Origin of the sequence: Methylobacterium marchantiae (genome assembly GCF_042679825.1) — a bacterium.
Lineage (GTDB): Bacteria > Pseudomonadota > Alphaproteobacteria > Rhizobiales > Beijerinckiaceae > Methylobacterium > Methylobacterium marchantiae.
Map to the genome: position 1 here is coordinate 1 of NZ_JBHTND010000054.1, position 10,214 is coordinate 10,214.

The following is a 10,214-nucleotide window of genomic DNA, read 5'->3' on the forward strand; positions in this document are numbered from 1 at the left end:
CCGTCAGATCAAACCGAGCCATCGGCACCTCCATCCAGAGGGGAAACCCGGTGATCCTCGTCCTGATCCAAATCCCATTATGAGTTCACGACCTAGGCCGGACGCGAACGTCTTGAGGGCCGGGATTTCACTGAGACGCGCCGCGTCGAGCCAGAGGTCAAGTTCGCCGGCGGGATCAGAGGGCCGGCTGCCATCGGCACAGCAACTTCGCACCAGGGCGGCGAAGCGCTGCGCCAGTGCACTGAGCCGGGCCACCTCCGGGTCCTGCTCGATCCGGATGATGGCGGCGGTTGCATGAGGCGGAAGGTCCTCAATGGGCTGGATCAGGAACCAGGCGAGTTGCTTGGGAGATGGAAGAGAGATCGCGTCAGTGATCGGCGCTGCATTTCGTGCCAGCCATTTGTGGGCGGTGCGCCGCGCCGGCTTCGTGCGATGCTCGGCGGCGAAGCGGTGAACCTGCCGGTGCGAGCCGGCAAAGCCCCGCTCGCGGAGTTCGCGCCAGAGCTCCATCGCGTTCTCGGATTCGTTCCGGCGGTAGGCTCGCAGACGTTGTCCCGGTTGCCGCCCGTCTCCGACCGCGATGTCCGGCAGACATCTCAGGCGTCCATGGACGTGAGCGAGCCAGCGCTCCACAGCCTGGCGGAGATTGAGGAGAATATGCCAGCGGTCGGCCACCGGGAGTGCTACGGGAGCGCCCATGGTGGCTGCGCGCGCGTATTCGGACGAGCGGTCACGCGTGATGACCGCGATACCAGGATGGCGACGTAGCCACGCCGCGACAGTCGTGCTGGATCGGTCCGGCAACAGGTCGATGGGACGTCGCCGGTCGAGATCGACGACGAGCGTGCCGTAGGTCTGGCCCTTGCGGATGGCCCAGTCGTCGATGCCGACCGCTCGCAGCGGACCGATCGGCGGCAGCTTCATGCCGTGCACGAGACGCAGCACGGTATCGGGGCTTGTGGCCATCGCCAGATGCCCGGCGAGGCGAGCGCCGGCCTCGCCACCGAGCGCGAGGCCCACTCGAGCCTGTGCATGGGCGAGACGACAGGTGCGTCGTGCGCGTGGCGGGAGAAGCCGCGGCAGCGGTTCGACGAATGTCCGCCGTCGGCAGGCAGGATGATGGCAGTAGAAGCGGCGAACCTGAAGCCGCAGCGTCACCGCCTCGCCGAAGCTTGGAAGATCGGCGGGATGCCGGACGTATCGGCTGTGAACGGCAGAGCTTGGCGCGCCGCAGTCGGGACAGCGCCCACGATCCCGGCGAACATGGGCGACGATGATGAGATGACCGGAGCGGCGGATGACTTGGTCGACGACGCAGCCCGGCAGGGATGAAGACAGAATCATCCCTGCCGTGAATCAGCCCATCGACACAGCGTCGCCGTGACCTTTCCACGCAAACTGCGGGAGAACCGATTCCACGGACACCGAGAACGCTTTCGCGTGAGGTGTTTGTCCACTGCCGAAGATCCGGCCCCCTTACCCGATCGAGTTCCGCCGACAGATGATCGAGTTGGCCCGTGTCGACATCCTGAAGGAGTAGCAGATGGGGCTGCCGGTCGCTGAGATTTGCCGCAGCCATGGCATTAGCGATGCTACCCTCTACACGTGGCGTTCGCTTTACGGCGGCATGGAGGTCTCGGACGCGCGTCGCCTGAAGGCGCTCGACGAGGAAAACCGTAAGCTCAAGAAGCTCCTGGCCGAGACGATGCTCGACGTGGCGACGCTGCGCGAGGCTGTGGGAAAAACTTCTGACGCCAGGCGCACGGCCGTGAGTTGGGCCATTGAGGAGAAGGGGTATTCGCAGCATCGTGCCTGCAGGCTGATCGGCCTGGAGCCGAGGACGTAACGCTAGGCCTCGGCCCGCATTGACGATGCGGCTGCGCGGGGACGTTTGCGCAGCTTGGCCGGCGAACGCCGCCGCTTCGGCTATCGGCGCTTACTCATCCTGCTGCGGCTGGAAAGGCCTCACGCTGAACCACAAGAGCTCCTCAGCTCTCAAACTGCTTGCCGAAACGCAAGCCTACAGGTACCTCAAAGGGGCGTTTCTGTAGCGGTCTCTGTAGCCAACTGGCGCCAAGCTCGATAGTCTCTGCTTTAAGTCGTTGAAAATTAGCGTCTTGGGCCTGTAGCTCAATGGTTAGAGCCGACCGCTCATAACGGTCTGGTTGCAGGTTCGAGTCCTGCCGGGCCCACCACTTCATTCTTAACTATCTGAAATCGTTGGTATTTTCGTCATGCTTCCCGCACCTTGATTGTCGGTGCGGGATTTCTGCGTGCTTCGCGGGCCAGCTTTGCGCGGTTGGCGGTCCTTGTGTAGGTGGCGCTTTCCCGGCTGCCGTCGGCCCATCCGAAGAGAGCGTTGAGCTGGGCTTCGCTGGCACCGCCTTCGGCAGCACGCCGTGCTCCGGCCTTGCGTAGACCATGAGCGGATCCAGGGCATTCGGCGGCACGACAGGCCTTCCCGAACCAGTTGCCGAACGACTCCTTCCCGAATGGCATTCCGCGTTCGGTCGCCAGGAAGGTCAGTTCGCCGGTGCGGGTCGCGGCGATCGATGCGGCGAGCGGCGGCAGGATCGGGGCGATCACGACCATGCCGGTCTTCTCGGTTCGCATTGTGAACTCGCCATCGCGGACGTGCGGCCGTCCCAGGCGCACGGCATCGCCGCGGCGCAGGCCCGTGTAGAGTAGTAGGTCGAAGGCTAAGCGCTGACGGGTGCCGAGGGGCCAATGGGCCTCGAAGCGTTCAAGTTCTTCTTCCGACCAGGAATGGAAGCCGTCATCGTTGTTGCCGGCGAGCGGTTTGATGCCGAGGGTTGGATCGACGGTCATGTACCCGGCATTGACCGCCCATCCGAAGAGGCCACGCAGTGCCTTCAGGAAGTTGTTCGCTGCGTAGGGGCGGTCACGCCTACGATCCCGGCCAGCCAGCACGGCGCGTCGGTCGATTGCCTTCAGAGGCTCATTACCGGCCGTCTTCTCCATGGTTCGGTAGAAGCCATGGCGCTGCTTGCGGGTGGCGGGTCGCAACCCGGACCATTCGGCCGTCGTCAGGTGCTTAGCGATGAGCCAGGACAGCGTCCCGGACGCTGGGCCCTTGGTTTCCACCGGCTTGCCTTCCAGGGCCGAGCGATAGTCGCGCCAGAACGCCTCCGTGCCGTAGGGCTCCGTCATCCGCGTGCGCTTGCCCTGCCCTACTCGGACGTACCAGACGACCCGATCGTGCCGGGTGGTCTCTCGGACAAGATGGGGCGGACGCGGACGAGGCATGATGTCGGTCATAGGACCACCACGGGGCCTTCCCTGTCCATATCGGGCTCGACCTCATCGCGCTCTTGCAGCTCGTTCGCTCGAACTGTCTCGACCACAACGCCGTCGGCCTTCACCACCACGCGCATCACCGGAAGGCCGGCAGCCTGGACGGCGCGGATAGCGCGAGCGATGTCGGCTTGGGTGACGATGGCGGCCCGGCGTCCCATTACCCCACTGCCTTCAGCGTGCACTCAACCCATGCCGGGTGCGCCCCGTTAGGTCCGAGCAGATCGGGCAGCGCGGCCGTTACGGTGCGGTGGATCTCGTTGAGGCGATCGTTCTCACGGTCGCCGGCGAGGTCCCGAGCGTCATGGTCGGACAGAGCCTGATCCTCTTCAGGGACCAGATCGCCGTACAGGAATCCTTGGAAGACAAGGTCGACCGCAAGCAGGCCGATCTCGTCTCGCTTCTCGGCCGGCAGGCGCATCCAGGCCGCGCGGACATCGTCGAGGGTCGGCACCGTCATGGCACGCCACCGTTTAGGAGCATCGTGAGTTCAGCGGCGCGAGCCTGCGCGATGGCGTATGCGGGCTGATAGTCCGCCGCAGACTCTGCCTCATCGGCGAGCCACCATTGCAGGTGCGAGCGGAGTGCCAAGGCATCGGGGCGGCTGACGCATGGGGTGGTCAGCATTTCGATCAGTGCGGTCTGCATCGCGGATTGCGCGTCGAGGGCCGCATCGAGATCGACGTTCTCGTCGGGCGCGACCTGGAAAGCGTCATATGCGGCTCGGTGCGCCGAAATCGCCTCGAAAACGCTCGGTCGATTCGCGCTGACAACTTGTTCATGCAGCTCGGCTTTTCCGCCCTGAAGGGCCGAGAAATGCAATGTGGATTCGCACCCCTCCAGAACCGCGGCGATGAGCTCGAAGCCTTCGGTGTATTCCTGGTACCGAACGTAGTGTGCGACGAGCGCCTGCAGGCCGCCCATCGTGACCGGGCTCATGTCGTTCATGGCTCGGCGGGCGGCGAGGCAGCGGTCCGCCGCCCGATTGTGGGCACGCATTGCCTCCTCGTCATCCTCGTCGAGGTTTTCGAGGATGAGGGTCAGTGCGTCGTCGGCTGCTCGATGATCGGCGATCACCGCCAGGATCGGATCCGCTACTGCATCCATCGGAAGCACCCCGCGGTTTCGCACTGGCCGTGTAGGTGGCCGTTGAAGCTGTCACGTACCCAGACCAGACGGCCGGCGCAGGTGGGACAAGGGAGGACCCCAGATGAGGCGGGGTCCTCGGCGATCATCTTGAAGATTCGGATCAGCGGGTTGGGCGGATCGAGGAAGGCAGCCTTGGCGCCCTCAGCGAGACCCTGAAGCGCGGCCACAGCGGCTCGCTGGCGGACATCACCAGCATCGGCTCGAACCTCGAGAGTGATCGCCGCAATGAGGGCCATATCGACCATGGCGCGTACTCCGGCCTTGAAGGCTTCGGCATGGGAAAGGTCGGTCGCGCTCATGCTTCCGGCCTCTTCCGTTTGGATGCGTCCCTGGCCTGATGGCAGCGAGCGACAACGGTCTCCACCCATGATGCCTGGGCGTTAGTCGGCCAGAGCTCTTGGTGAAGGAACTGCTTGAGGAGATCGATCTCGAACGGTCGGAGAAACCGTCCGCCATCTCGCTTCGGCAGGGTCCTGTTGAGACGCAGGCATTCCTTCGCGACCTCCCACCAGGGGAGCATTTCGTCCGGATGCCAGAGCGGCAGGCCAAAGCGTCGCGAGCGAGCCGCCGGGTGAAGGTCATCACCTCCATCCCGAGCGCCTGGCGATAGACGTCCGCGTAGTTGAACGCCCCGCCAGCAGGACGCGGCGGGATCACCACCCGCGCCTTCACCAGCGAATCCGTGAGATCATGGAAGTCGACGCCGGCCGCGGAAAGCGTCCGCCCGATCGCCCGAACTGTCGACACCACCTCGCCATCGATCTCACTGGCGAGGAGCGGAAGAAGCTTGATCAGCTTCGGCTGGATCGAGTGGGGGATCATGACGATCCCCCTTCCGTGAACAGCGCGGGCTGCTTCTCTTGAGCCAGGGCCCAGACCTCGACGCAGGTTTCATGGCCGAGGAGTTCGTAGGCCGCATGGACGAAGGCCTGCCGCTTCGCATCGACCTTCGACGTCGCGTTGGCGTGGGTGTCCTTGATCGCCAACGCCTTCTCGGCGCGCCGTAGCTCGCCGATGCGGGCCTGAAGCGCCGGGCGGCTCCGTCGCTTCCTCTTGAGAGCGATCTCGGCCCGGACCTTCCACGACGGATCGTCGCTTTGGAATCCGAGGGCGATCTGGTCCTCGATGGCGAGGATCGCGCCATCGATCTCGTCAAGGATGGCCCGACCCTGCTCGGAGGACTGGATGTCCTCCAGCCGGATCTCGGAGCCGTCGCGGAGCAGGATGGTGTTCACGCCGCGGATGTCGATGGTGGGGAAGGTGCGAGCCTCGACCATAATCAGGCCACCGACGCCTGGAGGTCGCGGGCTAAGGCCGCTGTCTGAGCGGGATCACCATTCTCAATTACTGCTCGAGCGAGGATGCACAGCCGCTCATCCGCTTCGGATAGTGTCGCGGGCTTGCGCCGGTTGGCCTCTGCCTCGCAGGCTCCCATCAGCCGGACGCACTGATCCAGGACTTGTCCGGCAAAGGCTCCGGCAGGCGTGTCTCCCATCCTATCGTCATGGCACCGTGGCTGGCACTTCAGCGCGTGGCAAAGTTCGTGAAGCAGATCGGCGATGTCATAGAGCCCGCGCAATTCTCGCAGCGAGATCGCCGCCACGTCGGGCAGGGGTATTGCCTCGACCGCGGCAGGGGTGTCGCCAGCTACTGACGCCTGAGCCGCGTCGTGAATGTCGAAGCAGAGGCGGCCGTCGATCCCGTAGCTATCGCGGGGCCTGCTACGCTCCCAAAGGGAGACGTATTCGAGCCAGCATTGCGCGATGGCCTTCGCCGCAGCGTTTTCGCGGGTAGCCGGCAGATCGGCTGCTCTGTCGATCAGATCATCCCGAATGTCGGAATTGCGCTTCCACGCCTCCTCGTCATCCGAGTTTGACCCGTCACTGCACGTCTTGGCCCATTCGCCCCAAGCGTCCAGTATTTCGCCGACCAGAACCGCGCCGGCGTCCGGCTCGGCTTCGCTACCCGGCATTAGGGAAAGAACCGCATCGCAGACGGAACCGAGGGCTTGCACCCCCTCTGCATCGGCGTCGTCACACCCATTATTGATGACGGCTTGCGGCAGATACGCAGCCAATGCCGCGAGACCCGCGAGGCTGGAGGGGCGCGCAGTCAAAAGCGCGTCATAGGCGGCACGCTCGCGTTCTCCGGGCTCTTTTGCATCGGCGAAGATCCGCTCACGGGCGGGGTCTCCGCCCGTGACATTGCCCGTCGCCTCCTCGTGCGGCAGCCAGTCCGCATAGGTCTGGCGATGGCGCTCCATCAGCGCGAACACCGGATCGGCATGCCCGCCGGCAAGCGGTGAGAGCGCGCCGGTGGGCACCCCCCTCCAATCGACGCCCGCAGCAGCGCAGCACGCTTCGACCATGTGACGCACCGCCTCTTTGTCCATGTCTTCGTCGGGTGCGAGCGCAGCGTCTTTTTCAAAGCTGCCGGTAGGCCAGACGTGCGGAACGAGCGCGCGGGCAAGGACGGCAAGGCCGGCGACCGACGTCGGCCGGTGCTTCAGGATCTCGAGCCCGATGTCGCCGACGATCCCGAAGGCATCTTCGTCTGCCTTGTACCCCTCCTTGTAACCAGGGATCTTCTCGCCTTCGATGATGACAGCCATGGTAGGGCCGCCACGGGCCTTGGCCGCCTCAATAAACGCCGTGTGCTGCTCGTCGGGGCCGCGATAGGCCTCGACGGCTCGGCGCCAGACGGCGTGTGCCTCATCATGCTTCCGGCCGAGTTCGAGAACGTCCGCGTCAGCGTTAAGACCAGCTTCTACGGCAGCAACCCTCTGCGCCGCGGCCACTGAAAGTACAGCCGCAGGCCTCGTCAACAGCTTTGTCGCAGCAGCATCAATGTCTCGATCAGTAAGTGCACCTGTCGCAAACGCCTGGACTTTAGATACAGGGGTGCGATCAACGCAATGGCGCTGTTCCATGATTTCATCTCCGTGGGTTGGGTGAAGGCCCTCGCCGGCTATTCAGACCTGCGTGGGCCGGTTGAAACGGACGCCTCGGTGAGCGCGTCCGTGACCTCTTAAATCTCGGGTTCGTCGGGCACGCTCTCGTGGTCGTCGTGCATGCACAGCGTGAGCGTGACCGAAGGTGTGAGCAGCGTGTGCGCGGCCAGGGTGACGGTGCCGGTCTCCACGTCGTAGGTGTTCGACGTGTAGAGGCCACTGCGGACCATGAGGAATAGGGTGGTGTTGATCTCGCCGCCGCACTCTTCCTCGGACAGGCCGAGCCAGTCCTGAAGGTGCTTGAACAAGGCGAAGGGGCTGATCGGGCCGGCGAGGTGGGCCGTGTGCCGGACGGCCTCTGCAAATGGGGCGCTACGCCACTCGGGCTCGCCGATCTGGGAGCAAGGGAAGTTGACCACGTTCGACATGGTCAGGCCTGCCAATCATAGGCAGCGTTTCCGATCGCCCATGTGATGGCGAAGAGGCTTATCGGGATGAAGGGGAGGAAATCGGAAAGCATGGCATAGCCCGTCGTTTAGCGATGCCATTCTATTCGGACGTTTCCGAGTGTCAATCCGAATTCGGAAGTTTCCTAGAACATGCGGCGGATGCGCGGCTCGGCATATGCGAAAATGACCACAGCAAAGGGTTTATGTTCATCGGTCGACATATCTTCGACGCTCGCAATGGCGTCTTCACCCAATGGAGTAACCTTCTCGGATTTGACTGGCGTCCGCCAAGCCTGGGTTTCGCTTCGAATGTCGCTATCAGTGCGATATTCAATGTACTTTTCATTGCCGAAAATTCGCCACGCCGCGCGCTCTCTCAGGTCGCCTTTAAATCTATCTACAACGATTAAATCTCCTGGACGAATAAGCTCGGGCCAGTGGTCAATCAAAACGCACCGCAATATATACCCACTAGGCGCAAATCTATTTATGCTATTTCCTCTTATGAAGAGGTCGACTTGCCCTTCAGCTGGAAATCTTGTGTCTGGAGGGAGTGTCGGCATATCGGGAGCAAATCTCTGGTATTTTGAGCCAGAGCTCTTGTCTACATAGACGCCTACGGCGGCTTCTCCAATAATATATACAGGGGGTCTATCAAAATCTACGATATTGTCGACAATACTTATGTAATTTTGCTGACCCTCAAGATACCCGTGGTCACAATCGAGCGCGAGGGCAAGTTTATATATGTTATCTGATCGGACAGATTTTTTCCTGTCATTGAGCAGGTCGTAAATAAAATCTTTGGGGAGCTTTCCCCGCCTGGTCGCCTCGGCGACAGTCATCCCAAGGTCGTCCAGCCTTGCTTGAACTCGCTGCTTTAAGACGGATATGTCGTGCTGGGGCATTCGGTCTTATCCGAGAAATTTTCGGCTACCGCTACTCGGATGTTTCCGTTGCATTCTCGGATTTTTCCGAGTACGACCAGGTTATGGATGAGCTGCTTCGAGACAATCTGAGAGCCTGCCTCAGTGCATTCCTGCGCGCCAGTGGCGGTAAGGAGTCAACTGTTGCTCAGCGCGCCGCCGGCGATTGGCGATTCTTTCGTCGGCTTAGCGATCCTAGCCTCACGTTCACAGTGAAGAAATACGAGACGGTTGTTTCGTGGTTCGATGCGAACTGGCCGCCCCAAGCGGATTGGCCTCAATTCGTACCTCGCCCCGGGGACGCTTTCATATTGACGCCTGCCCCGCGGTTCGGCGCTGGGGCAATAGCGTAATGATGACCTCCCAAGCCCGCTTGCCTCAACGGAACGCTCTTCTAGCCGAGCCGGATCACACCCAGTGTGCTGTTGGCCATCCGACTTCGGTCGGTGGGACGGCTGCAAGGATCCCAAGGCTCGTCCAGCCGATTATCGACCATGAGGCCGTGGCTGTTTCGAGTGCCCGAGTATTAGCCCTTCACGACCAAACTCTCACGATGATCAGCAGTCCCACTGGGACGACGAACATCAGGCCGATCGCCCACTGGATCTCGTTCCGCGCCCGCTTCAGTTCGCTTTCCAATACGGAGATGCGAGCTTCCAAGGCACTAAACCTCGCCTCATCCATTCCTGTCTCCATTGGTCCGTTTCGCACCAAGAGGGTGAAGTCGCGTGAGCAAGGTGTCCATCAGGATACTTGGTCTATGTGCGATCAGTTACCCTCAGAATTCCATCCGCATCGTGGACAGGCTTACCTGCCTAGGCCTGTACTGCCCATCAGCGCCGTCAGCTCACCCGCAAGTCGTGAGCGCCTACCAATAAGCGCAGATACACGGACTTTCCTCGGTTCAATCCGGCGAATTCGCGGCTTTGCGGTTCTCGATCTCCCGAGGGAGCGAGATGGCGTAGCGGAGCACCGCATCAGTGAACTCACGCATGGCGCTCAGGTCCTCCCGGCTGATCCCATCCCCTTCATGCGCGGCTTCGTTGCCGAGGGCTCGTACGTGGTCGGCCCATTCGCCGATCGCGGCGAGGAGGTGGCCCTTAGCTACAAGAGCCTTGAGCTTAGGGAAGAGCATGCCTGGGACATCCGGGAAGGCAATGTCCAGAGCGACCTCAAGAGCCCGTCGGTACATCATGCCAGCGGCCTCTTCATTGCCAGCTATCTCAAAGTTCGACTCGGCCTGAAGAAGTGCCTTTTCGACTCTGGCATCAAGATGATCTGGAATGCGGGGCGGTGTTCCCCGCGGCCACACCTGAGATATAACGAAGCCCTTAGAGTCTGTCCGGCATCATGATGTTTTCTGACAGAGCTTTCGGGTCATTAGGCGGATGGAGGCCAAGAGGACGAACGCTCGCCCTTTCCGGC

General features: G+C 62.2%; 11 protein-coding genes, 1 tRNA gene and 2 pseudogenes. 2 read left to right on the forward strand and 12 right to left on the reverse strand.

Going from position 1 to position 10,214, the window contains the following annotated elements:
• Nucleotides 1–84: 84 nt before the first annotated feature.
• Nucleotides 85–1,344: pseudogene (locus tag ACFQ4G_RS21380) on the reverse strand (ISL3 family transposase); the annotation flags it as partial.
• 199 nt (nt 1,345–1,543) lie between these two features.
• On the opposite strand from ACFQ4G_RS21380, the pseudogene ACFQ4G_RS21385 reads away from it, so the two are divergent.
• Nucleotides 1,544–1,982 (forward strand): annotated as a pseudogene (locus tag ACFQ4G_RS21385) (transposase); the annotation flags it as partial.
• Nucleotides 1,983–2,119: 137 nt separating this feature from the next.
• Nucleotides 2,120–2,195, forward strand: a tRNA-Ile gene (locus tag ACFQ4G_RS21390).
• A 37-nt stretch (nt 2,196–2,232) separates the two neighbouring features.
• Here ACFQ4G_RS21390 and ACFQ4G_RS21395 read toward each other — a convergent pair.
• From ACFQ4G_RS21395 to ACFQ4G_RS21445, 11 genes are all read right to left on the reverse strand, one after another.
• Nucleotides 2,233–3,171 (reverse strand): tyrosine-type recombinase/integrase, encoded by a 939-nt coding sequence (locus ACFQ4G_RS21395; protein ID WP_238209289.1) that lies wholly within the window; start codon nt 3,169–3,171, stop codon nt 2,233–2,235.
• 104 nt (nt 3,172–3,275) lie between these two features.
• Entirely contained in the window at nt 3,276–3,476 is a 201-nt protein-coding gene (locus tag ACFQ4G_RS21400; protein WP_238209290.1) for a hypothetical protein, read from the reverse strand.
• Nucleotides 3,476–3,775, reverse strand: coding sequence for a hypothetical protein (locus tag ACFQ4G_RS21405; RefSeq protein WP_238209291.1), 300 nt, complete (start codon nt 3,773–3,775; stop codon nt 3,476–3,478). Before ACFQ4G_RS21405 ends, ACFQ4G_RS21400 begins: the two co-directional genes overlap by 1 nt.
• Nucleotides 3,772–4,422, reverse strand: coding sequence for a hypothetical protein (locus ACFQ4G_RS21410; RefSeq protein WP_238209292.1), 651 nt, complete (start codon nt 4,420–4,422; stop codon nt 3,772–3,774). The genes ACFQ4G_RS21405 and ACFQ4G_RS21410 overlap by 4 nt, the downstream gene beginning before the upstream one ends.
• On the reverse strand, nt 4,410–4,763 hold the full coding sequence (locus tag ACFQ4G_RS21415) for a hypothetical protein (protein ID WP_238209293.1): 354 nt from the start codon (nt 4,761–4,763) through the stop codon (nt 4,410–4,412). Before ACFQ4G_RS21415 ends, ACFQ4G_RS21410 begins: the two co-directional genes overlap by 13 nt.
• Before the next feature lie 519 nt (nt 4,764–5,282).
• The gene (locus ACFQ4G_RS21420) at nt 5,283–5,741 is read right to left on the reverse strand and encodes a hypothetical protein (protein WP_238209294.1); all 459 of its coding nucleotides are present in this window, start codon (nt 5,739–5,741) and stop codon (nt 5,283–5,285) included.
• Between the two features lie 2 nt (nt 5,742–5,743).
• Nucleotides 5,744–7,393 (reverse strand): hypothetical protein, encoded by a 1,650-nt coding sequence (locus ACFQ4G_RS21425; protein ID WP_238209295.1) that lies wholly within the window; start codon nt 7,391–7,393, stop codon nt 5,744–5,746.
• Nucleotides 7,394–7,491: 98 nt separating this feature from the next.
• Entirely contained in the window at nt 7,492–7,857 is a 366-nt protein-coding gene (locus tag ACFQ4G_RS21430; RefSeq protein ID WP_238209296.1) for a hypothetical protein, read from the reverse strand.
• Nucleotides 7,858–8,006: 149 nt separating this feature from the next.
• Nucleotides 8,007–8,771 carry a helix-turn-helix domain-containing protein gene (locus ACFQ4G_RS21435; RefSeq protein ID WP_238209297.1) on the reverse strand — a complete coding sequence of 255 codons (765 nt, stop codon included), beginning with the start codon at nt 8,769–8,771 and terminating at the stop codon, nt 8,007–8,009.
• A 552-nt stretch (nt 8,772–9,323) separates the two neighbouring features.
• The gene (locus ACFQ4G_RS21440) at nt 9,324–9,473 is read right to left on the reverse strand and encodes a hypothetical protein (protein WP_238209298.1); all 150 of its coding nucleotides are present in this window, start codon (nt 9,471–9,473) and stop codon (nt 9,324–9,326) included.
• 220 nt (nt 9,474–9,693) lie between these two features.
• A complete protein-coding gene (locus ACFQ4G_RS21445; protein WP_379041059.1) occupies nt 9,694–10,101 on the reverse strand; it encodes a DUF4145 domain-containing protein in 408 nt (135 codons plus the stop codon).
• Nucleotides 10,102–10,214: the final 113 nt, after the last annotated feature.

Excerpts from the sequence above, each read along its gene's own strand:
- ACFQ4G_RS21395 (WP_238209289.1), bottom strand. The coding sequence starts at position 3,171 with ATGACGGAGCCCTACGGCACGGAGGCGTTCTGGCGCGACTATCGCTCG.
- ACFQ4G_RS21400 (WP_238209290.1), bottom strand. The coding sequence starts at position 3,476 with ATGGGACGCCGGGCCGCCATCGTCACCCAAGCCGACATCGCTCGCGCT.
- ACFQ4G_RS21405 (WP_238209291.1), bottom strand. The coding sequence starts at position 3,775 with ATGACGGTGCCGACCCTCGACGATGTCCGCGCGGCCTGGATGCGCCTG.
- ACFQ4G_RS21410 (WP_238209292.1), bottom strand. The coding sequence starts at position 4,422 with ATGGATGCAGTAGCGGATCCGATCCTGGCGGTGATCGCCGATCATCGA.
- ACFQ4G_RS21415 (WP_238209293.1), bottom strand. The coding sequence starts at position 4,763 with ATGAGCGCGACCGACCTTTCCCATGCCGAAGCCTTCAAGGCCGGAGTA.
- ACFQ4G_RS21420 (WP_238209294.1), bottom strand. The coding sequence starts at position 5,741 with ATGGTCGAGGCTCGCACCTTCCCCACCATCGACATCCGCGGCGTGAAC.
- ACFQ4G_RS21425 (WP_238209295.1), bottom strand. The coding sequence starts at position 7,393 with ATGGAACAGCGCCATTGCGTTGATCGCACCCCTGTATCTAAAGTCCAG.
- ACFQ4G_RS21435 (WP_238209297.1), bottom strand. The coding sequence starts at position 8,771 with ATGCCCCAGCACGACATATCCGTCTTAAAGCAGCGAGTTCAAGCAAGG.
- ACFQ4G_RS21440 (WP_238209298.1), bottom strand. The coding sequence starts at position 9,473 with ATGGATGAGGCGAGGTTTAGTGCCTTGGAAGCTCGCATCTCCGTATTG.